Origin of the sequence: Enterobacter cloacae subsp. cloacae ATCC 13047, from assembly GCF_000025565.1 — a bacterium.
Classification (GTDB): Bacteria; Pseudomonadota; Gammaproteobacteria; order Enterobacterales; family Enterobacteriaceae; genus Enterobacter; species Enterobacter cloacae.
In genome coordinates this window covers 1,454,695-1,478,195 of record NC_014121.1, presented here as the reverse complement: position 1 = coordinate 1,478,195, position 23,501 = coordinate 1,454,695, and the positions used below count along the sequence as shown (strand labels likewise).

The window sequence follows — 23,501 nt, the reverse complement described above, 5'->3', positions numbered from 1 at the left end:
ACGCAAGACAACCCTATCATCGGTGTTCCCTACCCCCGGCGTTAACGCCCCCAGTGGCACACGCAATGCGCGCGCGATAATCGATATCCCCTTCTACCCTGTGGACGATCGTTTCCGTCTGGTAAGTCGCTGCGATTTTATGATAGGTCCAAGGGAACCGCTAAAAACAGCCCGGATGGGAACATTAACCTGGGCAGGTTGACAAAGGGTATTCTTCAGGCGAGGAATTTTTCCGAGATAGAATTTACGGAGACTCCGCCATCGTTCCATAAAATCCGGAGTCTGTCCGGCAGGATGCATAAGAAGGAGTTTGGGAAAGATTTCGCCCATCGCCTCTTAGGGCATAAGTCAGAGAGGATGACCGCAAAGTACCCGGAAAGCAGAAAAAGGAATTCGTGATGATATAAAAGTTTGCGTGTAAATGAATTGTGAATGTTAAAAACGGTGTGGTATAACGGGAATTACCGAATATTGAAGTTCGGACAACTTTCGGACGAAGAGCCGCAAGTGACTGAAATAAAAAGCAGATAAAAAGAGACCGAATACGATTCCTGTATTCGGTCCAGGGAAATGGCTCTTGGGAGAGAGCCGTGCGCTAAAAGTTGGCATTAATGCAGGCTAAGTCGCCTTGCCTTTTAAGAATAGATGACGACGCCAGGTTTTCCAGTCCACAGCTAAAGCGGCCGGAAAAAAAGCGTCAAAACATCAATAAATATGAAAAACCGCAGTGCTTTCGCAAGCCACTGCGGTTTTTTTTACTGGAAACCGAAAGCTAGCAGAGCTTGTCAGCGCGTTCGATAAACGGCGCCAGGCTCATTTTCTGCCCCGGGCTGGACGGGTCGTCAATCTGGATAACGCTGATGGGCTGTCCGCTGCTCTTACCGCTGGCGACCTGCTGTTCGGCCGCGTCGTTTAACGGGTATTGCACCAGCGTGCTTGGGTTGATGGCATACAGCGCATGACCCGGACGGCAGGTCAGCATCACCTCTTCACGATTGAACGCCCATTTATCCTTACCCACTTCAAAACGGCTGACGGTAATAACCTGTGGTGCCGCCAGCGCGCTACCCGTGCAGGCCAACAATAAGAGAGAAAGTACTGTCTTTTTCATATGCTTTTTAACCTTGTCAAAAGGGTTCCCAGGTTGCGAACAGGCTGACCGTTGCCAGCACCAACGCCCCCAGCACCACCTCTGCCTGTGTCATTCTGATAAAAATCTGTTGTTCGCGCCCGATGTGGGCACCAAACCGTGGCACCAGAAAATACCGATTCACCAGCGCAATTACCACCATCAATGCCACCAGCGCACATTTGAACAACAAAAGTTGCACGTAGCCCGTGTGCCAGGGCACCGTAATGCCCAGAATAAAGAGCCCATTGATCGCGCCGGTAAGCACGACCCCCGCTACGGCATAATGTCCCACGCGAGAGAAGCGCATCATGGTGTAAATTGCCGCAACCCGCCAGCGCCCTTTCGCCAGATGCATGCAATACAGCAGCGGCAGGAGGCCGCCAACCCAGGTGGCGGCACAGAGCAGATGCAGAGCGTGATTGATACGCTGCAACGCCCCCGCTGCACCGTCGTTCATTGCCGCATGCCCTACGCCTGCCAGCAGGACAAATTGCCCCATGACGAGCAGCAAGAGTCGCGATCCTTTCTGGGGCGCAAGCCAGGCGACACAGGCCGCAATTGCACCCAGGATAATTTGCCACAGCCACACGCTACCAAACTGCGTTGCCAGCACGCTCTGCCAGACGTTCGGGTTAAACACGTCTCCCCAGCCGTTGCCCATGAGCCCCGCCTGGATCATGAACATCAGGAGCGCCGACAACAGACTGACCAGCGCCGCAATCTGCTGCTGCACCTGAAAACGACAGGACATCAGACGGTACAAAGAAGACGGCGCGAACCAGACGCTATACAGCGCATTACCAAAAATCAGCATCAGCGCACCGAAATGGATAAAGCGCAACCCCACGTAGATGAAGGCCAGCATATTATTTCACGCTGAAGCGATAGCTGCCTTTGGTTTTGTGACCATCTACCGAGACCACATGCCAGTCAACCTGGTACGTGCCGGTCACCAGCGTCTGCTCCAGCGGAACATTAAACTGGGCCTTATTCTGCTCGTCACGCTGTATATCACCGGTTTTAACCACGTTCCCCTGTGCATCCTTCACCACGACACCGCTGAATCCGGGTTCAATGCCTTCGGAAAAATTCAGGGTAAGCGTCTGAGGAGCCGTTACCTGGCTATCGGCTGCCGGGATTTGCTGCTGGAGGTGCGCATGCGCCAGCACCGGGGTCGCTGTAACGGAAGAGAAGAGAAAAGCCAGCGCGCATACAGCGCGGGAAGCGGATAAACCCATCGCAATCATTCCTTTTTGTTATGCCTGTATGCTAAAGAATAACGCTGTATAATAATCGAGTCGAGGATCATCCCACCTCCGCTTGTCATCATCGTGCAATCGCGGTAACGTTGCCGCCGCATAAAAAGGAGAAGGTAATGAAGATCAATCTGGCTGCCCTTCCTCAGGACGAGATGGATAAAGTGAATGTCGATCTCGCTGCCGCAGGTGTCGCGTTTAAAGAGCGTTACAACATGCCAATCGTGGCTGAGGTGGTGGAACGTGAACAACCCGCCCATCTGCGTGACTGGTTCCGCGAACGTTTGATTGCGCACCGACTCGCGTCGGTCAATCTCTCTCGTTTGCCGTACGAACCTAAAGTTAAATAAGCTTAACGACTCGTTACACTTCCTTACGCGGAATATGCCAGGATAAGAAAACCCTGATTAGTTTAGGTGCATTCTTATATCCTGCGACTCTGTGTATAAGGAAGTCACGATGTCACAATGGAATATTGCCGCCGCCCAGTATGCCGGGCAGCATCACAGTGTAAATGACCACGTAGCGCACCATCTCCGTTTCGTTGCGAAAGCGGCACAACAGCGGTGCGATCTCCTGGTCTTTCCTGAACTCTCGTTAACAGGACCGGGAAAGACGGACCTACCTCCCCCACCCGATGACGCACAGCTCGCCCCTTTGCTTGCCGCCGCAAAGCGTTACCGGATCACCATCATTGCCGGTCTGCCCCTTGATCTGAATGGTCAGCGCGTTAAGGGCCTCGCCCTGTTTTCGCCGTCCCGGCACAGCATCCTGCGCTACCCCCAGGGAAGTGGAGCCAGCCTGGTGCCGGGTGATAAACAGCTGACGATTGTTGATACGCATGCCGATTCCCCCAATCTGGATCCGCAGGCGACGCTATTCACCAGCTGTCAGTCGGTGGGCGATACCCGCTGGCGCCAGTCCATCAACACGTTGCAGCGCTTCGCGCACAGGTATGCCATTGCCGTGTTAATGGCGAACGCCCGTGGCGGTAGCGCGCTGTGGGATGAAAAAGGCCAGCTGATTGTCCGTGCGGATAAGGGCGAACTATTATTGACCGGATCTCTGGGCCGACAGGGTTGGCAAGGCGATATCATTCCTTTAGGCTAAGCGTTTTAGCTCAGGAGCGTTCAATGCTGCGCGTCATCGATACCGAAACTTGCGATCTTCAGGGCGGAATAGTGGAAGTGGCGTCTGTTGACGTCATTGACGGTAAAATCGTCAATCCCATGAGCCATCTGGTGCGTCCCGACCGCCCGATTAGCCCGCAGGCGATGGCCATTCATCGCATTACTGAATCGATGGTGGCGGATAAACCCTGGATTGAAGAGGTCATTCCGCACTATTACGGTAGCCCGTGGTATGTCGCGCACAACGCCAGCTTTGACCGCCGGGTACTGCCCGAGATGCCCGGCGAATGGATTTGCACCATGAAGCTGGCGCGTCGTCTGTGGCCGGGGATCAAATACAGCAATATGGCGCTGTATAAATCGCGTAAGCTCAGCGTCAGAACGCCCGAGGGGCTGCATCATCACCGCGCCCTGTACGACTGCTATATTACCGCGGCGCTACTCATAGATATTATGAATACCTCTGGCTGGACGCCGGATGATATGGCGACGATCACCGGGCGACCGGCGCTGCTGACCACCTTCACCTTTGGCAAATACCGCGGCAAAGCGGTGTCCGATATCGCCGATAAAGATCCGGGCTACCTGCGCTGGCTGTATAACAACCTCGACAAAATGAGCCCGGAGCTTCGCTTAACGCTCAAGCACTATCTGGGTGAAGCTTAACTTCCGGCACGGCCTGGCAGCGTTTCCTGCGCCAGGCCAATCAAAAAGGCATACTCCAGCGCGACCCCTTCATACGATTTGAATCGTCCCGATTTCCCGCCGTGTCCGGAGTCCATGTCGGTACAGAGTAGCAGCAGGTTATTATCAGTTTTCAGCTCACGCAGCTTCGCCACCCACTTTGCGGGCTCCCAGTATTGCACCTGTGAATCGTGCAGACCGGTGGTCACCAGCATGTGCGGATAGGCTTTGGCTTCCACGTTATCGTACGGGCTGTACTCTTTCATATAGCGGTAATAGATCTCGTCCTGAGGATTCCCCCACTCTTCAAACTCACCAGTCGTCAGCGGAATAGACTCATCCAGCATTGTGGTCACCACGTCGACAAACGGAACCTGCGCGATGACCCCTTTGAAGCGGTCAGGACGCTGGTTAATGGCCGCCCCCATCAGCAGCCCTCCCGCACTGCCGCCCATGCCAAAGCAGAGCTGCGGATCGCCATAACCCTGCTCTATTAGCGCATCGCAGACGTCGAGGTAGTCGTTAAAGGTGTTTTTCTTCTTCAGGAATTTCCCGTCTTCGTACCAGTGCTGGCCCAGCTCGCCGCCACCGCGCACGTGGGCGATGGCGAAAACAAAGCCACGATCGAGCAGGCTTAATCTGCTGCTGCTGAAATCGGCATCCATGCTTGAGCCGTAGGAGCCATACCCGTAGACCAGGATCGGGTTTTTCCCTTTCTGGAAATGCGCCTTGTGATAGACGAGCGAGACGGGCACCTCGACGCCATCCCGGGCGGTGACCCACAGGTGTTCGCTTCGGTAGTTATCGGAATCAAACCCTTTTACCTCAGACTGCTTAAGCACCTGACGTTGTCCGGTCTCCATGTCCAGCTCAAACAGCGTATCCGGCGTGGTCATTGACGAGTAGCCATAGCGCAAGCGGGAAGATTCCGGCTCGGGATTAAACCCAATCCACGTAACATAGGCCGGATCGTCAAACGCAATCCCGATGACCTCCCGCGTTTTGCGGTTAATTTGCCGCAGGCTGGTCAGCCCCCGCTGGCGCTCTTCCACCACCAGCCAGTCGGTAAAGAGGGTAAATCCTTCGAGCATCACCTGTTCCCGCGCAGGAATGAGCACTTCCCATTTCCGTTCATCGCGTACTTTGGTTTTATAGAGGCCAAAGTTTTTGCCCTCGCGGTTAGAGCGCAGGTAAAAGCTGTGCTGGAAGTGATCCAGGCTGTACTCATGATCTTTACGACGCGGCAGGAAGCAGAGCGGCTGCGCATCAGGCAGCTCGGCATCCAGGAGCAGAACTTCAGAGGTGGTTGCGCTGGCGAGGAAGATAATCACATAGTGGCGTGACGACGTTTTATGCAGACTGACATAGAACGTTTCATCTTTCTCTTCGTAGACCAGCTCGTCATCATCCGCACTGGTGCCGACGGTATGACGCCATACCTGATAAGGCAGCAGCGTGGAGGCATGTTTCTTCACGTAATAGACGGTTTCAGAATCATTCGCCCAGACAAAATCCGGCGAAACGTTCGCAATCATCTCCGGGTACCAGTTACCGGTTACCAGATTGCGAAAACGCAGGCCGTACTGACGCCGGGAGAGGTAATCTTCCGCCAGCGCCATAATGGCGTTATCGGGCGAGACCGACATGCCGCCCAGCGTATAAAACTCGCTGTGGGCAGCACGCTGGTTAGCATCCAGCAAAATATCCCATTCATCCCACTCGGCGCTTAACACCGACTGACGCTGGTAGATGGGATATTCGTTACCGGGCTCGTAGATATGGCGATAACGATAGCCGTTTTTGGTCCAGGGTGCGGAGACATCGCGCTGGGGAATACGCTGCACCATTTCATTCAGCAACTGATCCTGAAGCGCCTGCTGGCTGGCCATGACCTTGCGGCCATAGTCATTTTCCGCGTGCAAATAGTCGAGCACCTCTGGCCGGGAACGCGAATCGTCCCGGAGCCAGTAATAGTTGTCAATGCGCGTATCGCCATGCGTGGTGATCGCATAAGGAGTACGTCGGGCTTTTGGTGGCATGTCATGTTTCTTTTGAGTTTTACACCCTATAAGGTTGGCAAAACACGCGCATGATGCAAGCGAAACATGACCGCGACGGTGACAGTTAACCCGCTAACGCCTGTTTTTGCTCCCTGATATCCTTCTCAATGCTGTCGCGCACGTCCTGAGGGATCTTCAACGCGTCGCCGAGGGCATTGAGGTAGCTGCGCTCCATAAAGTGGTCAATATCAATGGCGGCACAGCTTAAAAAATAAAGTTCAAGCGCCTCCTCCTCATTCTTTACGCTTTGCGCAAGGCGCTGCGGATCCAGCGGCTGTTCGATGGCCTGAGCCACCAGCGTTCTGTCCTGCTCTTCCACACCGGCCTCCCGCAGCTGCTGCTCAATCGCCGACCGTTCTTTATCGTCGATATGCCCGTCACTTTTCGCGGCAAAAACCAGCGCAAGGATCAGCCGTTCAGTGCGCAGATCCAACGGTGATGTGTGCTGACCATAATCGGGTTCATCGCTATGTGCGGTTCGTACTCTGTCCTTGTATTTATTCCACAGAACCGTGCCCGCAATGGCTCCGCCACCGGCCAGTAACGCGCCGGTGCCATATTTTGCCAGCAACTTGCGCGAGGATTTATTCGCCACCAGCAGGCCCGCCAGCCCGCCGAGCGCCCCGGGGACCAGTTTGCTCAGCCCCTGCTCGCCGGATGGCGACGTTTTCTGCCCTAACAGTGATTGCAATTGATTTAACCAGCCAGACATGGTTTCCCTCACTTAACGGTGTACATATTCCACAGCGTAAGCGAGCAGGCGTCAGGAAATGTCTGGCGGGGCTAAAGAAGCGCAAATTTCTTCCCCGCGCACGGGCCCCGATCAAGACACACGCAAACGTTTTCGTTTATACTGCGCGCAACTTTTTCAGGGGGATTGTTATGACTCGTTTAGGAACCGCGCTGCGACCTGCGGCGACGCGTGTAATGCTGTTGGGATCGGGTGAACTGGGCAAAGAGGTCGCCATTGAGTGTCAGCGTTTAGGCGTGGAAGTCATTGCCGTAGACCGGTACGCCGATGCACCCGCCATGCACGTTGCCCACCGTTCTTATGTGATTAACATGCTGGATGGCGATGCCCTGCGCGAGCTGATTACGCGTGAGAAACCGGATTTTGTCGTACCGGAAATCGAAGCCATCGCCACCGATACGCTGCTTGCCCTTGAACAGGAAGGCCAGCGCGTGGTGCCCTGTGCAAAGGCCGCGAAGCTGACCATGAATCGCGAAGGCATTCGTCGCCTGGCGGCGGAAGAGCTGGGATTACCCACCTCTGGCTATCGTTTTGCCGGCGATAAAGCTGCTTTCCTGCAGGCCGTTGAGGAGATTGGCTATCCGTGCATCATTAAGCCGGTGATGAGTTCCTCCGGTAAAGGGCAGAGCTTCATCCGCGACAGCAGCACGCTGGACAAGGCATGGGATTATGCCCAACAGGGCGGTCGCGCCGGAGCCGGTCGCGTGATTGTTGAAGGCGTGGTGAAGTTTGATTTCGAAATTACCCTCCTGACCGTCAGTGCCGTTGATGGTGTCCATTTCTGCGATCCGATTGGACACCGTCAGGAGGATGGCGATTACCGTGAATCCTGGCAGCCGCAGCAGATGAGTGCCCTGGCGCTGGCGCGCGCGCAGGAGATCGCCCGTAAAACGGTGCTGGCGCTGGGCGGTTACGGCCTGTTCGGTGTGGAACTGTTTGTCTGCGGTGATGAGGTGATATTCAGCGAAGTGTCCCCTCGCCCGCACGATACCGGGATGGTGACCCTGATTTCCCAGGATCTCTCCGAGTTCGCCCTGCACGTGCGCGCGTTCCTCGGCCTGCCGGTTGGCGGTATTCGCCAGTATGGTCCGACCGCCTCGGCGGTGATCCTCCCGCAACTGACCAGCCAGAACATCACCTTTGACAACGTTGAAGGCGCGGTTGGGGCAGGTCTGCAGGTTCGCCTGTTCGGGAAACCGGAGATCGACGGTACGCGTCGACTGGGCGTGGCATTAGCCACTGGCGATAGCGTGGATGATGCCGTGGCAAGGGCGAAAGCTGCCGCTGCCGCGGTTAGCGTTAACGGATAAAAAAAACGGGCCTGATGGCCCGTTTTTCATGATGCGAGGTGCTTACTGCCTCGCGCCTTCAACCGCTTCGCGAGCCAGTCTGGTGATGCGATCCCAGTCGCCTGCTTCCAGGGCATCCGCCGGTACCAGCCAGGAGCCGCCGATGCACAGCACGCTCTTCAGCGCCAGGTAATCACGGTAGTTGGCCGGAGAGATGCCGCCCGTCGGGCAGAAACGCACCTGAGAGAAGGGACCCGCAATCGCCTGCAGCGCTTTGGTGCCGCCGTTGGCTTCTGCAGGGAAGAATTTGAACTCTTTCAGACCGTAGTCCATGCCCAGCATCAGTTCAGAAACGGTGCTGATCCCGGGGATCAGCGGGATGGTGCCCTCGGTTGCCGCTTTTAACAGCGGCTCGGTCAGACCCGGGCTGATGGCAAACTGCGCGCCCGCTTCGGTCACTTCAGCCAGCTGTTTTGCGTTCGTAACGGTACCCGCACCAATGATGGCATCCGGCACTTCTTTAGCGATTGCGCGAATCGCGTCCATCGCGCAGGCGGTACGCAGGGTCACTTCCAGAACGCGAACGCCACCCGCAACCAGCGCTTTCGCCATCGGTACCGCGTGCTCCAGTTTGTTCACCACGATAACCGGCACAACGGGGCCAGTGGTCAGGATTGCTTCTGCACTTGTTTTCCAGTTTTTCATCAGAGTTTTCTCTCGCCAGATCGATAAAATCAAGTCGTCTTAAAACGTAATACAGGTTGCGCCCTGCTCCGCCCCGGAGAGTTTCTCACGCAGCGCGCCAAACATTTCGCGTCCGGTTCCCACGCGCGATGCGCTCAGGTCTGGAATATGCGGCTGACGGGCCGCCAGCTCGGCTTCGTCCACCAGCAGGGTTAACTCACCTGTCTGGCCATTGACGCGGATGATGTCGCCGTCACGCACCTTAGCCAGCAAACCACCATCATACGCTTCAGGCGTTACGTGGATGGCTGAAGGCACTTTACCTGAGGCACCCGAGAGGCGTCCATCGGTGACCAGTGCAATTTTGAAACGGCGGTCCAATAATACACCAAGTGGTGGCATAAGTTTATGTAATTCTGGCATCCCGTTCGCTTTGGGTCCCTGATGACGCACCACCACCACGCAATCCTTGTCGAGAAGGCCCGCATCAAAGGCAGGTAAAACATCATGCTGGCTCTCAAAGACCACTGCCGGGGCTTCAATCACCTGGTTCTCTTCCGGCACGGCAGAGGTTTTCATCACCGCGCGTCCCAGGTTGCCGCTCAGCACTTTCGTGCCGCCGTGGCGTGAGAACGGCTGTTCGAAGGTAGCAATGACCTGCGGATCAAGAGAGGCGCTCGCCCCATCACGCCAGTCCAGCTCACCGTTGTTCAGCCACGGCTCAAGGGTATAGCGATGCAGACCATAACCCGCCACCGTGTTCACGTCTTCGTGCAGCAGACCGCCCTTGAGCAGCTCACGCATCAACACCGGTACACCACCGGCGGCCTGGAAGTGGTTAATGTCTGCCGGACCGTTCGGATACAGGCGCGCCATCAGCGGCACCACGGAAGAGATGTCGGAGAAATCATCCCAGTTGATCAGGATGCCAGCCGCACGTGCCATTGCCACAAGGTGCATGGTGTGGTTGGTTGAGCCCCCCGTTGCCAGCAGGGCCACGATGCCGTTGACGATCACTTTCTCGTCGACCATTTTACCCAGCGGCATCCACTCGTTGCCGTTCCCGGTCAGACGCGTCACCTGACGGGCGGCGGCTTCGGTCAGAGCCTTGCGCAGCGGCGCATCGGGTTGAATGAAGGAGGAGCCCGGAAGCTGCATCCCCATAAATTCCACCACCATCTGGTTGGTGTTGGCCGTACCGTAGAAGGTACAGGTACCCGGCGCATGGTAAGAGGCGGCTTCCGCTTCCAGCAGCGCCTGGCGGTCTGCTTTACCTTCGGCATACAGCTGGCGGATACGCACTTTTTCTTTGTTTGGCAAACCGCTGGCCATCGGACCTGACGGCACAAAAATGGTCGGAAGATGACCAAACGACAGCGCCGCCATGGCGAGCCCCGGGACAATCTTGTCGCACACGCCGAGGTACAGCGCGCCATCGAACATATTGTGAGAAAGACCGACCGCTGCAGACATGGCAATGACTTCGCGGCTCAGCAGCGACAGCTCCATCCCGTCCTGCCCCTGGGTCACACCGTCACACATGGCCGGCACGCCCCCCGCCACCTGGCCCACCGCATTCACGCTGTGCAGCGCTTTACGGATGATGTCCGGGTACACTTCGTACGGCTGATGCGCGGAGAGCATGTCGTTATAGGAGGTAATGATGGCGATATTGTTACGCAGCATGCTCTTTAATGAGGCTTTGTCTTCAGGCTGACAAGCGGCGAAACCGTGCGCCAGATTACCGCAGGCCAGCTGCGAGCGATGTACGGTATTGGTCTTAGCCTGTTCAATGCGGGCGAGGTAGGCCGAACGGGTCTCTTTCGAGCGCTCGATAATGCGTTGTGTTACGCGTAACAATGTCGGATTCATAAAAGCTCCTCTAATTTATCTGTCCGGGCTCGGGAGTTTACAAAGTCGCTGGCAGTTGTTAACAACGCTGAAACGCTTGCTGTCCGGAGCTCAGGGGCAAAATCGCTTCCGGCAGTGTAATAAAAAAAGCCCCGCGGGTGAATCCACGCGGAGCTTAAAAGTATAAAAATTGTGCCACTAGCTGTGTTAGATCATGTTACCGGTAAAATAACACCTTCGGGCTAGAGGATTATCTTACTCAAACTCGTTCCAGGAGCGGCCATCACGGGTGATCATCGCCACGGAGGCGACAGGTCCCCAGGTGCCCGCCTGATACGGTTTTGGCGGATCCTGATCGGCAGCCCAGGCTTCGGTGATGGAGTCGACCCATTTCCACGCCTCTTCCACTTCGTCGCGACGCACAAACAGCGCCTGGATACCGCGCATGGTTTCCAGCAGCAGGCGCTCGTAAGCATCCGCCAGGTGCGTTTGATTGAAGGTCTCGGAGTAGCTCAGATCCAGTTTGGTGGTCTGCAGGTTATGTTTGTGATCCAGCCCCGGCACTTTGTTCAGGATCTGGATATCCACACCTTCATCCGGCTGCAGACGGATAGTCAGTTTGTTCTGCGGCAGCTCCTGCCACGACTCTTTAAACAGGTTCAGCTCAGGGTTTTTGAAGTAAACGACAACTTCAGAGCATTTGGCTGGCAGACGTTTACCGGTACGCAGGTAGAACGGCACCCCCGCCCAACGCCAGTCATCGATATCCACGCGGATCGCCACGAACGTCTCAGTGTTGCTGGACTTGTTCGCGCCCTCTTCTTCCAGATAACCAGGGACTTTTTTTCCCTGCGCAAAGCCGGATGTGTACTGACCACGCACCGTCTTCTCGCGCACGTTAGAACGGTCGATACGACGCAGTGACTTCAGCACTTTCACCTTCGCGTCGCGGATGCTGTCAGCGGTCAGGTCTGATGGCGGAGACATGGCAATCATGCAGAGTACCTGCAGCAGGTGGTTCTGGATCATGTCACGCATCTGACCGGCCTGGTCAAAGTAACCCCAGCGGCCTTCGATACCCACCTCTTCGGCCACGGTGATTTCCACGTGGTCGATGGTACGGTTGTCCCAGTTGTTCACAAACAGGGAGTTGGCAAAACGCAGCGCCAGCAGGTTCAGTACCGTCTCTTTGCCCAGATAGTGGTCGATGCGGTAGACCTGGCACTCTTCGAAGTATTCGCCCACCTGGTCGTTGATTTCGCGGGAAGTTGACAGCGAGGTACCCAGCGGTTTTTCCATTACCACACTCGCAGGTTTGGCGTTCAGATTCGCTTCGCCCAGACCTTTACAGATGGCGCCGAAGGTGCTTGGTGGCATGGCGAAATAGTTGATGGTGACCCGGTTTTTCTGATCCAGCATCTCACCCAGACGGGTAAACGCGCTCACGTCGTTCACATCCAGATTGCAGAAATCGAGACGTCCGCTCAGGGTATCCCACAAACTTTCATCAATTTTCTCTTTCATGAAAGTTTCGAGCGCTTCACGCACGACTTTGGTGTATGCGTCCTTGTCCCAGTCGGCGCGCCCTACACCCAGGATACGGGTATCCGGATGAAGTTGGCCCGCTTTCTCCAGTTGATACAGGGAAGGCAGCAATTTTCGGCGTGCAAGATCGCCTTTCGCGCCGAAAATGACCAGGTCACATGCCTGGGCTGTTTGCGTTACCGCCATGTCATTCTCCTCAGTTGGATCACCTGGTGCTTCTGCCAGGTATCGTTGTAATTTTATTACAATGCACTGTACTGCTTTTACGTCAGTCCCGAAACCATTAGCGCTTAACGTCGCGTGCGATACGGCGATTTTTCACCCCTTAAGAGGATTACGCTGGCCTGATGACGCAACAAGCGTCGATTCTTTGCGCAACACGGTCACAGTAAAACCCGACACCGATCAAGTAATGAAAAAAAACAACAACATTATCTTGTCGACTGTTACCCTTTATGGAAGCCACGAGGGTAATATCGGCTAAATCGAATCTCAATTTCATCTATGGATGAAATCGTTTACACCCATGAGCGTCCTGTTAACATGAACATGCTGGAAAAAATCCAGTTTCAACTGGAACACCTTAGCAAATCCGAGCGAAAAGTGGCTGAAGTTATTCTCGCCTCGCCTGCTCAGGCGATTCATTCAAGCATCGCCGCTCTGGCACAGGATGCAGGTGTCAGCGAGCCGACGGTGAATCGGTTCTGCCGGAGCCTGGAAACGCGTGGCTTTCCTGATTTTAAACTGCATCTGGCACAAAGTCTGGCAAATGGTACGCCCTATGTTAATCGCAATGTGGATGAAGACGACAGCGTTGATGCATACACGGCGAAAATATTTGAATCGGCCATGGCCACGCTTGACCACGTGCGTCAGTCGCTGGATATGAGTTCTGTCAACCGGGCGGTCGATTTGCTGACCCAGGCCAAGCGAATTGCGTTCTTCGGACTCGGTTCGTCGGCGGCCGTGGCGCATGATGCCATGAATAAATTCTTCCGCTTTAACGTCCCGGTCATTTATTCCGATGACATCGTGTTGCAACGCATGAGCTGTATGAATTGTAGCGAGGATGACGTGGTGGTCCTGATTTCCCATACCGGGCGCACTAAAAGTCAGGTTGAGCTGGCGCAGCTGGCGCGTGAAAACGATGCCATGGTTATCGCCCTCACGACGGCAGGCACGCCGCTGGCAAGAGAAGCCACGCTCGCCATCACTCTGGACGTTCCGGAAGATACGGATATCTATATGCCAATGGTCTCCCGTCTGGCGCAGCTGACGGTGATTGACGTCCTGGCAACCGGTTTTACCTTACGCCGCGGCGCTAAATTCAGAGATAACTTGAAGCGTGTCAAGGAAGCGCTCAAGGAATCGCGTTTTGATAAAGAATTGCTTATAAAGAGCGATGTTCCCTAATAGTAGATAACTAAGACGTAACGAATAATTACGATGTAACGATTTACGGCATTCGGTCCCCTCGCGGTTGCTTTGCAGCAGATGAAGGCCGATTCAATCTTCACGCAACACCAAAGTTGTTTCAGTCAACGGAGTATTACATGTCCAGAAGGCTTCGCAGAACCAAGATCGTCACCACCTTAGGCCCGGCCACCGATCGCGATAATAACCTCGAAAAGATTATCGCCGCGGGTGCCAACGTGGTGCGTATGAACTTCTCTCACGGTACGCCAGAAGACCATAAATTACGTGCCGACAAAGTGCGTGAGATCGCGGCTAAACTGGGCCGCCATGTTGCTATCCTCGGTGACCTGCAGGGTCCAAAAATTCGTGTCTCGACCTTCAAAGAAGGCAAAGTATTCCTCAATATCGGCGATAAATTCCTGCTTGATGCCAACCTGGGTAAAGGTGAAGGCGATAAAGAGAAAGTGGGTATCGACTATAAAGGTCTGCCGGCTGACGTTGTGCCTGGCGATATCCTGCTGCTCGACGACGGTCGTGTTCAGCTGAAAGTGCTGGAAGTTCAGGGGATGAAGGTGTTCACCGAAGTCACCGTCGGCGGCCCACTCTCTAACAACAAAGGGATCAACAAGCTCGGCGGTGGTCTGTCTGCCGAAGCGCTGACCGATAAAGACAAAGCGGATATCGTTACCGCGGCGCTGATCGGCGTGGACTATCTGGCCGTCTCCTTCCCGCGCTGCGGCGAAGACCTGAACTATGCCCGCCGTCTGGCGCGTGATGCCGGCTGCGACGCCAAAATCGTAGCAAAAGTTGAACGTGCGGAAGCCGTTTGCGATCAGGATGCCATGGACGATGTGATTCTGGCGTCTGACGTGGTGATGGTTGCCCGTGGCGATCTGGGTGTGGAAATTGGCGACCCGGAACTGGTCGGCATCCAGAAAGCGCTGATCCGTCGCGCGCGTCAGCTGAACCGCGCGGTAATCACCGCAACCCAGATGATGGAATCCATGATTACCAACCCAATGCCGACCCGTGCAGAGGTGATGGACGTGGCTAACGCCGTGCTGGACGGTACCGATGCGGTCATGCTTTCCGCTGAAACCGCAGCCGGTCAGTACCCGGCAGAGACCGTTGCCGCGATGGCGCGCGTCTGTCTGGGCGCGGAGAAGATCCCAAGCATCAACGTCTCTAAACACCGTCTGGACGTGCAGTTCGACAACGTGGAAGAAGCGATTGCGATGTCCGCCATGTATGCGGCTAACCATCTGAAGGGCGTCACGGCGATCATCACCATGACCGAATCAGGCCGTACCGCGCTAATGACGTCCCGTATCAGCTCCGGTCTGCCGATCTTCGCGATGTCCCGCCACGAGCGCACGCTGAACCTGACGGCGCTGTACCGCGGCGTAACCCCGGTTTACTTCGACAGCACCAATGACGGTGTGGCAGCGGCGCACGATGCCGTTAATCTGCTGCGCGACAAAGGCTACCTGGTATCCGGTGATATTGTCATCGTGACCCAGGGTGATGTCATGAGCACCATCGGCTCAACCAACACCACCCGCGTATTAACCGTCGAATAATAAACAGATGTTTCCCTCTCCCCCACGGGGAGAGGGTCAGCGTGAGGGGTTTTATTTCTTTGGGTAAAGTTCTTTGCGCTGATACGGCTCTTTCTCGCCAGGCTTACGCGTTTTGAGCAACTTCAGGATCCACGTGTATTGCTCAAGATGCGGTCCCACCAACACCTCCACCTCTTCGTTCATGCGACGCGCGATGGTGTTATCGTCCGCGGTCAGTAAGTCGTCCATCGGCGGGCGAACCTCAATGCTCAGACGGTGCGTGTTGCCATCGTAGACCGGGAACAGCGGAATAACCCGGGCGCGGCAGACTTTCATCAGACGGCCAATCGCCGGAAGTGTCGCCTTATAGGTGGCAAAGAAATCGACAAACTCGCTGTGCTCAGGACCGTGATCCTGATCCGGCAGATAATAACCCCAGTACCCCTGTCGCACGGACTGAATAAACGGCTTAATACCATCGTTACGGGCGTGCAGGCGTCCACCAAAACGACGACGCACGGTGTTCCAGACGAAATCAAAGACTTTATTACCCTGGTTATGGAACATGGCCGCCATCTTCTGGCCCTGAGATGCCATCAGCATGGCCGGAATATCCACTCCCCAGCCGTGCGGAACGAGAAAAATCACTTTTTCATCGTTGCGGCGCATCTCGTCAATGATCTCCAGCCCTTTCCAGTCAACACGCTTAAGGACCTTTTCTGGCCCTTTTAGCGCCAGCTCTGCCATCATCGCCATGGCCTGTGGCGCGGTGGTATACATGTCATCAATAATCGCTTCGCGCTCGGCATCGCTCTTTTCCGGGAAGCAGTAGTAGAGATTGATTTGCGCGCGACGGCGGGCACTTTTGCCCATTCGTCCTGCAAGACGGCCAATTTTCCCCAGAACGGGATCGCGCACAGAGGCAGGTAACATGGCAATGCCAGCAAACGCGTAAACGCCAAGCCAGGCGCCCCAGTTACGCGGGTGGCGAAAGGATTTTTCAAACTCAGGAATGAACTCAATATTGTTTTTTTGGTTTCCATGCTGGTTCCAGGGTCTGGTGAAGCAAAATATAATGACGATAGTGTAGCGAGGCAGCGCCCCACGCACAAAAGAAAAAGCCGGCGCTTACTGACGCCGGCTTTAGACAAAACGGAAGGGTTTAGTCGAAACGCAGTTGCGGCACAACCTCTTTCACCTGCGCCAGGTAATCTTTACGATCTTTACCCGTCAGCCCTTCGGTGCGCGGCAGTTTCGCCGTCAGCGGGTTTACCGCCTGCTGGTTGATCCACACTTCATAATGCAGGTGTGGCCCTGTAGAACGTCCGGTATTGCCTGAAAGGGCGATACGGTCTCCACGTTTCACTTTCTGGCCTGGTTTCACCAGCAGCTTACGCAGGTGCATATAACGGGTGGTATAAGTGCGACCATGACGGACCGCAACATAGTACCCGGCCGCCCCGCTGCGTTTGGCGACAACCACTTCACCATCTCCCACCGCCAGCACCGGTGTGCCCTGCGGCATGGCGAAGTCCACGCCACGGTGCGGCGCCACACGCCCGGTGACCGGGTTCAGACGACGCGGGTTGAAGTTGGATGAGATGCGGAACTGTTTCGCCGTTGGGAAGCGCAGGAAGCCTTTCGCAAGCCCGGTACCGCTGCGGTCATAGAATTTGCCGTCTTCAGCGCGAATGGCGTAGTAATCTTTGCCATCAGAGCGCAAACGTACCCCCACCAGTTGGCTCTGCTCACGCTTGCCGTCCAGCATTTCGCGGGACATCAGTACGGAGAACTCATCACCTTTTTTCAGCTTACGGAAATCCATCTGCCACTGCATGGCTTTGATAACCGAGCTGATTTCAGCGCTGGTCAGGCCCGCATCGCGCGCGCTGGAGACAAAGCTTGCGCCTACGGTCCCTTTCATCACGCTGTTAACCCAGTCGCCCTTCTGCAACTCGCTGGTCATCTTGAAACCGTTTGCAGTGCGGTCGTAGGTGCGCGTTTCGCGACGGGACATTTCCCAGGTCAGGCGTTGCAGATCGCCCTCTGGCGTTAACGTCCACGAGAGCTGCTGGCCAATTTTCAGATTACGCAGGTCTTTATCTGCGGCAGCCAGCTGGCTGATATTCCCCATGTCAATGCCGTACTGGTTCAGTACGCTGCTCAGCGTATCGCCAGTGGAGACCACATATTCATGGATCCCGGCTTCATTCTCGGTTTTATCGTCCAGCTCATCCTGCGGAATGGCTTCATCTTCCTGAGCCGCCTGGTCGATAGGCTCACTGGCCTCCGGCAGCAGAGAACGGATTTCGTTCTTCTCAAGCTCGATGGTTTTGATGATAGGGGCAGAACTCGGGTGGTAAACATAGGGCCGCCAGACGGCGACCGCTAAGGTGAGAACTGTAAGCGACCCCAGCATAACGCGATGGGGTCGGGGCAGATTGTTAAATGCCAGGGCGACAGAGCGGGCTATCTGTTGCACGTATTCACTTCCTCGTTAATCTCCTTTCAGGCAGCTCGCATACTGGTTCGCCAGTTGAGTGAGGAACTGCGAATAGCTCGCTTTACTCAACTGGATGTTCGTTCCTAGCGGGTCAAGGGTTCCCATGCGCACGGATGTTCCCCTGGCCACGGCTTCTACGACCGCTGGCCTGAACTGTGGCTCAGCAAAAACGCAGGACGCTTTTTGCTCAACCAACTGTGTTCTGATCTCATGTAAACGCTGCGCACCAGGCTGAATTTCAGGGTTGACGGTAAAATGCCCACGCGGGGTCAGGCCGTAGTGTTTTTCGTAATAGCCATAGGCGTCATGAAAAACGAAATACCCTTTTCCTTTCAGCGGTGCCAGCTCGTTACCCACCTGCTTATCGGTTGCGGCTAATTGTGCCTCAAAATCTTTCAGGTTGGCGTCTAGTTTGGCTCGACTTTGCGGCATAAGTTCCACTAATTTGTCATGGATTGCAACCGCCGAAAGCCGCGCTATCTCTGGGGAGAGCCAAAGATGCATATTGTACTCGCCGTGATGGTGATCCCCGTCACCTTTTTCATCATGAGCATGATGACCTTCGTGTTCGTCACCGTCGTCATCACTCCCCTTCATGAGCAACGGTTTCACGCCAGAAAGTTCGGCAATGGTGACCTTTTTCGTGTCCGCGATCTGGTTCGCAGACTTCTGCATGAAAGCTTCCATCTCCGGCCCAATCCAGACAACTAAGTCCGCGTTTTGTAAGCGTTTTACATCGGATGGACGCAGGGAATAATCATGCTCAGAGGCCCCATCGGGCAGCAGAACCTGGGTTTCCGTCACCCCATCTGCAATGGCCGATGCAATGAATCCCAGCGGTTTGAGCGAAGCGACAACGGCAGCGTTAACATCTTGTGCTGTTGTGCCCCAAAGGGCAGCGGATAATGCTGCGAAAAGAAGCGTATTTTTATGTAACATAATGCGACTAATCATCGTAATGAATGCGTGGAATGTGATATTATAACATTCGTTGACTTCTGCAAGCTTAAATTGACATGACAACTTTGGTTTCTCTTGAAAATGTTTCGGTCTCTTTCGGTCAGCGCCGCGTCCTTTCTGACGTCTCGCTGGATCTGAAGCCCGGTAAAATTCTGACGCTGCTCGGTCCGAATGGCGCGGGTAAATCCACCCTAGTGCGCGTGGTGCTGGGTCTGGTAGCCCCTGATGAAGGTGTCATCAAGCGTGAAGAAAAATTGCGTATCGGCTACGTGCCGCAAAAATTACATCTTGATGCCACGCTGCCGCTGACCGTCAGCCGCTTCCTGCGCCTGCGCCCTGGTACGCGTAAAGCCGATATCCTTCCGGCGCTGAAACGTGTCCAGGCGGGCCACCTGGTGGACGCGCCACTGCAAAAACTGTCCGGCGGGGAAACCCAGCGCGTGTTACTTGCCCGGGCGCTGCTCAGCAGCCCCCAGCTGCTGGTACTGGATGAGCCAACGCAAGGTGTGGACGTCAATGGTCAGGTCGCGCTTTACGATTTAATTGACCAGCTGCGCCACGAACTGAACTGCGCGGTGCTGATGGTCTCCCACGACCTGCATCTGGTGATGGCGAAAACCGACGAAGTGCTCTGTCTGAACCATCATATCTGCTGTTCCGGCACGCCTGAAGTGGTGTCAATGCACCCCGAATTTATCTCTATGTTTGGCCCTCGCGGGGCTGAACAACTGGGTATTTATCGCCATCATCATAACCACCGCCATGATTTACAGGGACGAATTGTCCTGCGCCGGGGAAATGGACACTCATGATTGAACTGTTACTGCCCGGCTGGCTGGCCGGGATTATGCTCGCCTGCGCCGCGGGTCCGCTTGGCTCGTTTGTGGTCTGGCGCAGAATGTCCTATTTCGGCGATACCCTGGCCCATGCTTCACTGCTGGGCGTGGCCTTTGGTTTGCTGCTGGACGTCAACCCGTTCTATGCGGTGATTGTCGTTACGCTGCTCCTCGCCGCCGGTCTGGTCTGGCTGGAAAAACGCCCTCACCTCGCCATTGATACCCTGCTCGGCATTATGGCGCACAGCGCTCTGTCGCTGGGCCTGGTGGTAGTGAGCCTGATGTCCAATATCCGCGTTGACCTGATGGCCTATCTGTTTGGCGACCTGCTCGCCGTGACGCCTGAAGATCTCATTGCTATTGCCATTGGCGTGGTGGTGGTGCTGGGTATTCTGCTGTGGCAGTGGCGTAATTTGCTGGCGATGACCGTCAGCCCGGATCTGGCGTTTGTAGACGGCGTGAAGTTGCAGCGGGTGAAACTGCTGCTAATGCTGGTGACAGCGTTAACCATCGGCGTGGCGATGAAGTTCGTCGGTGCGCTGATTATTACGTCGCTGCTGATTATTCCTGCGGCCACCGCGCGTCGTTTTGCCCGTACGCCGGAGCAGATGGCAGGCGTGGCGGTGATTATCGGGATGATTGCGGTAACGGGCGGGTTAACCTTCTCGGCGTTCTATGACACGCCTGCGGGGCCGTCAGTGGTGCTGTGTGCGGCGGTACTGTTTATTTTCAGTATGATGAAGAAGACCGCTAGTTGATATCGAGGGCGCTGATGCCCTCATCCTAACCCCTCTCCCCGTGGGAGAGGGAATTAAGCATTACGGCATTGCCGGTGGCGTGATACCAAAATGATTCCACGCCCGCACCGTGGCCATACGCCCACGCGGGGTACGTTGCAGGAAGCCTTGCTGGATCAGATACGGTTCGAGTACATCTTCAATTGTCTCACGCTCTTCCCCGATTGCCGCCGCCAGGTTATCCAGCCCGACCGGCCCGCCAAAGAATTTGTCCAGCACCGCCAGCAGCAGCTTGCGGTCCATGTAGTCAAAACCCTCAGCATCGACATTCAGCATATCCAGCGCCTGAGCAGCAATTTCGGCAGAAATAGAACCATCGTGCTTCACTTCTGCAAAGTCACGGACGCGGCGCAGCAGGCGGTTAGCGATACGCGGTGTTCCGCGCGAACGCTTCGCCACTTCAAATGCCCCCTCTTCACTCATATCCAGCCCCATATAGCGGGCACTGCGGCCCACGATATGCTGGAGGTCGGCGACCTGATAAAACTCGAGGCGCTGCACAATACCAAAGCGGTCGCGCAGTGGAGAGGTTAACGACCCGGCGCGGGTGGTGGCGCCAATCAGGGTAAACGGCGGCAGATCGATTTTGATCGAACGCGCGGCAGGGCCTTCGCCGATCATGATATCCAGCTGGTAGTCTTCCATTGCCGGATAGAGAACCTCTTCCACCACCGGCGACAGGCGGTGGATCTCATCGATAAACAGCACGTCGTGCGGTTCAAGATTGGTCAGCATCGCCGCCAGATCGCCTGCTTTTTCCAGCACCGGGCCAGACGTGGTACGCAGGTTCACGCCCATTTCATTAGCAACGATATTCGCCAGGGTGGTTTTCCCCAAACCCGGAGGACCGAATATCAGCAGGTGATCGAGCGCATCGCCGCGCAGCTTTGCCGCCTGGATGAAGATCTCCATCTGGGAACGCACCTGCGGCTGGCCAATATACTCATCAAGCAACTTCGGACGGATCGCACGATCCACCACGTCGTCTGCCTGAATAGTGCCTGCCGATACCAGGCGATCTGCTTCAATCATCCTTTACCTCACAATGCAGCGCGCAGCGCTTCACGAATCAGAGTTTCACTGCTGGCATCCGGTTTGGCAATTTTGCTCACCATTCGGCTGGCCTCCTGAGGTTTATAGCCCAGCGCCACCAGCGCGGCAACCGCTTCCTGCTCGGCATCATCATCCGACACAGGCGCACCCGGCGAAGTCAGCACCAGATCGGCAGCAGGGGTAAAGAGATCGCCATGCAGACCTTTAAAGCGGTCTTTCATCTCAACAATCAGGCGCTCTGCCGTTTTCTTACCAATGCCCGGGAGCTTAACCAGCGCGGCAGGATCTTCGCGCTCAACGGCATTCACGAACTGTTGGGCGGACATACCGGAGAGAATGGCCAGCGCCAGCTTCGGCCCGACGCCGTTGGTTTTAATCAGCTCGCGGAACAGGGTGCGTTCCTGTTTGTTGTTGAAGCCATAGAGCAGCTGAGCATCTTCACGCACCACAAACTGGGTAAAGACAATCGCCTCTTTACCCGCGTCCGGCAGCTCGTAGAAGCAGGTCATTGGCATATGGACTTCATAGCCCACGCCGCCCACTTCCAGCAGCACTAACGGGGGTTGTTTTTCAATGATGATGCCTCTGAGTCTGCCTATCACGTGACGCTCCTGCGTTCTGGAAAATTATTGATTTGCGACATAATAAAAAAAGGCTGGATAAACATCCAGCCTGATTTCTCATTATCGTAACCTGCCTCGCGCCAGATTGAGCCGCGACTCGCTCATTTGCATCGCGTTCTGGCTGACATGACAGTGGGTGATCGCAATTGCCAGCGCATCGGCGGCATCGGCCTGCGGGTTCGCGGGGAGCTTCAACAGGGTACGCACCATGTGCTGCACCTGGCTTTTCTCCGCGCTACCAATCCCCACCACCGTCTGCTTGACCTGTCTTGCCGCGTATTCAAATACCGGAAGATCCTGGTTCACGGCAGCAACAATTGCCACGCCCCGCGCCTGACCGAGCTTTAACGCCGAATCGGCGTTTTTCGCCATGAAGACCTGCTCGATGGCGAAATAGTCAGGCTGAAACTGGGTGATAATCTCCGTCACGCCTGCATAAATGAGCTTCAGTCGCGACGGCAAATCTTCAACTTTGGTGCGAATACAGCCACTGCCAAGGTAGGTTAACTGGCGTCCAACCTGACGGATAACGCCGTAACCGGTGACGCGTGAGCCGGGGTCAATCCCAAGGATAATCGACATCACGCGTCTCCCGTAAACGGTTTAAACGCTCTCATCAGAGAGTCGCTGCAACCTCATCAGAGATCTCACCGTTGTGATACACTTCCTGCACGTCGTCGCAGTCTTCAAGCATGTCGATCAGACGCAGCAGTTTTGGTGCCGTTTCAGCATCCATATCCGCTTTGGTGGACGGGATCATGGAGACTTCAGCGTTGTCGGCTTTCAGGCCCGCCGCTTCCAGCGCATCACGTACTGCGCCCATCTCTTCCCACGCGGTGTAGACATCGATAGCGCCATCGTCGAAGGTGACTACGTCTTCCGCACCCGCTTCCAGCGCCGCTTCCATGATGACATCTTCGTCGCCTTTCTCGAAGGAGATGACGCCTTTTTTGCTGAACAGGTACGCTACAGAACCGTCAGTCCCCAGGTTACCCCCGGTTTTGGTGAACGCATGGCGCACTTCTGCAACGGTACGGTTACGGTTGTCGGACAGACATTCAACCATTACCGCGGTGCCGCCAGGACCGTAACCTTCATAAATGATGGTTTCCATGTTCGTGTCTTCATCACCGCCCACGCCACGAGCGATAGCACGGTTCAGGGTGTCACGCGTCATGTTGTTGGACAGCGCTTTATCTACTGCCGCACGCAGACGTGGGTTAGACGCCGGATCGCCGCCGCCCAGACGCGCTGCTGTCACCAGCTCGCGAATGATTTTGGTAAAGATCTTACCGCGCTTGGCATCCTGTGCCGCTTTGCGGTGTTTGGTGTTGGCCCACTTACTATGACCTGCCATAAAAAGTTCTCCAAA

24 protein-coding genes are annotated in these 23,501 nt (G+C 55.5%); 9 read left to right on the top strand and 15 right to left on the bottom strand.

The window, feature by feature from the left end; genetic code table 11:
• The first annotated feature begins 198 nt into the window (after nucleotides 1-198).
• Nucleotides 199-399 (top strand): tyrosine-type recombinase/integrase, encoded by a 201-nt coding sequence (locus ECL_RS27945; RefSeq protein WP_350223636.1) that lies wholly within the window; start codon nucleotides 199-201, stop codon nucleotides 397-399.
• Between the two features lie 373 nt (nucleotides 400-772).
• On the opposite strand, the gene ECL_RS07175 is transcribed toward ECL_RS27945, so the two are convergent.
• The 3 genes from ECL_RS07175 to yobA are packed head-to-tail and all read right to left on the bottom strand — an operon-like array spanning nucleotide 773 to nucleotide 2,370.
• The gene (locus tag ECL_RS07175; RefSeq protein ID WP_013096105.1) at nucleotides 773-1,111 is read right to left on the bottom strand and encodes a YebY family protein; all 339 of its coding nucleotides are present in this window, start codon (nucleotides 1,109-1,111) and stop codon (nucleotides 773-775) included.
• Between the two features lie 16 nt (nucleotides 1,112-1,127).
• Nucleotides 1,128-1,997, bottom strand: coding sequence for a copper homeostasis membrane protein CopD (gene copD / locus ECL_RS07170; protein ID WP_013096104.1), 870 nt, complete (start codon nucleotides 1,995-1,997; stop codon nucleotides 1,128-1,130).
• A gap of 1 nt (nucleotide 1,998) precedes the next feature.
• Nucleotides 1,999-2,370, bottom strand: coding sequence for a CopC domain-containing protein YobA (gene yobA, locus ECL_RS07165; RefSeq protein ID WP_013096103.1), 372 nt, complete (start codon nucleotides 2,368-2,370; stop codon nucleotides 1,999-2,001).
• Nucleotides 2,371-2,507: 137 nt separating this feature from the next.
• Between yobA and ECL_RS07160 the strand changes: the two genes are divergently transcribed.
• The 3 genes from ECL_RS07160 (at nucleotide 2,508) to exoX (ending at nucleotide 4,184) form a co-directional block, all read left to right on the top strand.
• Nucleotides 2,508-2,738: a DNA polymerase III subunit theta gene (locus ECL_RS07160; protein ID WP_013096102.1), complete on the top strand. Its 231-nt coding sequence runs from the start codon at nucleotides 2,508-2,510 to the stop codon at nucleotides 2,736-2,738.
• Nucleotides 2,739-2,847: 109 nt separating this feature from the next.
• A complete protein-coding gene (locus ECL_RS07155; RefSeq protein WP_013096101.1) occupies nucleotides 2,848-3,498 on the top strand; it encodes a carbon-nitrogen hydrolase family protein in 651 nt (216 codons plus the stop codon).
• A 23-nt stretch (nucleotides 3,499-3,521) separates the two neighbouring features.
• Nucleotides 3,522-4,184 carry an exodeoxyribonuclease X gene (gene exoX, locus ECL_RS07150; protein ID WP_013096100.1) on the top strand — a complete coding sequence of 221 codons (663 nt, stop codon included), beginning with the start codon at nucleotides 3,522-3,524 and terminating at the stop codon, nucleotides 4,182-4,184.
• On the opposite strand, the gene ptrB is transcribed toward exoX, so the two are convergent.
• Nucleotides 4,181-6,241 carry an oligopeptidase B gene (gene ptrB / locus ECL_RS07145; protein WP_013096099.1) on the bottom strand — a complete coding sequence of 687 codons (2,061 nt, stop codon included), beginning with the start codon at nucleotides 6,239-6,241 and terminating at the stop codon, nucleotides 4,181-4,183. The two genes, exoX and ptrB, sit on opposite strands and share 4 nt — an antisense overlap.
• 85 nt (nucleotides 6,242-6,326) lie before the next feature.
• On the bottom strand, nucleotides 6,327-6,974 hold the full coding sequence (locus ECL_RS07140; protein WP_013096098.1) for a tellurite resistance TerB family protein: 648 nt from the start codon (nucleotides 6,972-6,974) through the stop codon (nucleotides 6,327-6,329).
• Nucleotides 6,975-7,144: 170 nt separating this feature from the next.
• Between ECL_RS07140 and purT the strand changes: the two genes are divergently transcribed.
• Nucleotides 7,145-8,323 carry a formate-dependent phosphoribosylglycinamide formyltransferase gene (gene purT, locus ECL_RS07135; RefSeq protein ID WP_044158213.1) on the top strand — a complete coding sequence of 393 codons (1,179 nt, stop codon included), beginning with the start codon at nucleotides 7,145-7,147 and terminating at the stop codon, nucleotides 8,321-8,323.
• Between the two features lie 42 nt (nucleotides 8,324-8,365).
• Here the strand turns inward: purT and ECL_RS07130 are convergent, their stop codons facing one another.
• The 3 genes from ECL_RS07130 to zwf all read right to left on the bottom strand — a co-directional run bounded on the left by ECL_RS07130 (nucleotide 8,366) and on the right by zwf (nucleotide 12,568).
• Nucleotides 8,366-9,007, bottom strand: coding sequence for a bifunctional 4-hydroxy-2-oxoglutarate aldolase/2-dehydro-3-deoxy-phosphogluconate aldolase (locus ECL_RS07130; protein WP_013096096.1), 642 nt, complete (start codon nucleotides 9,005-9,007; stop codon nucleotides 8,366-8,368).
• Between the two features lie 39 nt (nucleotides 9,008-9,046).
• The gene (edd, locus tag ECL_RS07125; protein ID WP_013096095.1) at nucleotides 9,047-10,858 is read right to left on the bottom strand and encodes a phosphogluconate dehydratase; all 1,812 of its coding nucleotides are present in this window, start codon (nucleotides 10,856-10,858) and stop codon (nucleotides 9,047-9,049) included.
• 234 nt (nucleotides 10,859-11,092) lie between these two features.
• Nucleotides 11,093-12,568 carry a glucose-6-phosphate dehydrogenase gene (gene zwf, locus ECL_RS07120; protein WP_013096094.1) on the bottom strand — a complete coding sequence of 492 codons (1,476 nt, stop codon included), beginning with the start codon at nucleotides 12,566-12,568 and terminating at the stop codon, nucleotides 11,093-11,095.
• Between the two features lie 357 nt (nucleotides 12,569-12,925).
• Between zwf and ECL_RS07115 the strand changes: the two genes are divergently transcribed.
• Both ECL_RS07115 and pyk read left to right on the top strand, forming a co-directional pair.
• Nucleotides 12,926-13,795 carry a MurR/RpiR family transcriptional regulator gene (locus ECL_RS07115; RefSeq protein ID WP_029882312.1) on the top strand — a complete coding sequence of 290 codons (870 nt, stop codon included), beginning with the start codon at nucleotides 12,926-12,928 and terminating at the stop codon, nucleotides 13,793-13,795.
• A gap of 140 nt (nucleotides 13,796-13,935) precedes the next feature.
• On the top strand, nucleotides 13,936-15,378 hold the full coding sequence (gene pyk, locus ECL_RS07110) for a pyruvate kinase (protein ID WP_013096092.1): 1,443 nt from the start codon (nucleotides 13,936-13,938) through the stop codon (nucleotides 15,376-15,378).
• A 51-nt stretch (nucleotides 15,379-15,429) separates the two neighbouring features.
• Here the strand turns inward: pyk and lpxM are convergent, their stop codons facing one another.
• The 3 genes from lpxM to znuA form a co-directional block, all read right to left on the bottom strand.
• On the bottom strand, nucleotides 15,430-16,431 hold the full coding sequence (gene lpxM, locus ECL_RS07105) for a lauroyl-Kdo(2)-lipid IV(A) myristoyltransferase (RefSeq protein WP_164928066.1): 1,002 nt from the start codon (nucleotides 16,429-16,431) through the stop codon (nucleotides 15,430-15,432).
• Nucleotides 16,432-16,519: 88 nt separating this feature from the next.
• A complete protein-coding gene (gene mepM, locus ECL_RS07100) occupies nucleotides 16,520-17,839 on the bottom strand; it encodes a murein DD-endopeptidase MepM (protein WP_013096090.1) in 1,320 nt (439 codons plus the stop codon).
• 15 nt (nucleotides 17,840-17,854) lie between these two features.
• A complete protein-coding gene (gene znuA / locus ECL_RS07095) occupies nucleotides 17,855-18,799 on the bottom strand; it encodes a zinc ABC transporter substrate-binding protein ZnuA (protein ID WP_013096089.1) in 945 nt (314 codons plus the stop codon).
• Nucleotides 18,800-18,876: 77 nt separating this feature from the next.
• Between znuA and znuC the strand changes: the two genes are divergently transcribed.
• Together znuC and znuB are read left to right on the top strand one after the other, a co-directional pair.
• Nucleotides 18,877-19,632, top strand: a complete 756-nt coding sequence (gene znuC, locus ECL_RS07090; protein WP_014832401.1) for a zinc ABC transporter ATP-binding protein ZnuC — start codon at nucleotides 18,877-18,879, stop codon at nucleotides 19,630-19,632.
• Complete coding sequence (gene znuB / locus ECL_RS07085; RefSeq protein WP_013096087.1) at nucleotides 19,629-20,414, top strand: zinc ABC transporter permease subunit ZnuB; 786 nt, start codon at nucleotides 19,629-19,631, stop codon at nucleotides 20,412-20,414. Before znuC ends, znuB begins: the two co-directional genes overlap by 4 nt.
• Before the next feature lie 60 nt (nucleotides 20,415-20,474).
• Here znuB and ruvB read toward each other — a convergent pair whose 3' ends face one another.
• The 4 genes from ruvB to ECL_RS07065 all read right to left on the bottom strand — a co-directional run bounded on the left by ruvB (nucleotide 20,475) and on the right by ECL_RS07065 (nucleotide 23,486).
• Nucleotides 20,475-21,485: a Holliday junction branch migration DNA helicase RuvB gene (gene ruvB / locus ECL_RS07080; protein WP_013096086.1), complete on the bottom strand. Its 1,011-nt coding sequence runs from the start codon at nucleotides 21,483-21,485 to the stop codon at nucleotides 20,475-20,477.
• A gap of 8 nt (nucleotides 21,486-21,493) precedes the next feature.
• Nucleotides 21,494-22,108, bottom strand: coding sequence for a Holliday junction branch migration protein RuvA (gene ruvA, locus ECL_RS07075; RefSeq protein WP_013096085.1), 615 nt, complete (start codon nucleotides 22,106-22,108; stop codon nucleotides 21,494-21,496).
• A gap of 81 nt (nucleotides 22,109-22,189) precedes the next feature.
• Nucleotides 22,190-22,711 (bottom strand): crossover junction endodeoxyribonuclease RuvC, encoded by a 522-nt coding sequence (gene ruvC / locus ECL_RS07070; RefSeq protein WP_013096083.1) that lies wholly within the window; start codon nucleotides 22,709-22,711, stop codon nucleotides 22,190-22,192.
• Between the two features lie 34 nt (nucleotides 22,712-22,745).
• Entirely contained in the window at nucleotides 22,746-23,486 is a 741-nt protein-coding gene (locus ECL_RS07065; RefSeq protein ID WP_013096082.1) for a YebC/PmpR family DNA-binding transcriptional regulator, read from the bottom strand.
• Nucleotides 23,487-23,501 lie beyond the last annotated feature (15 nt).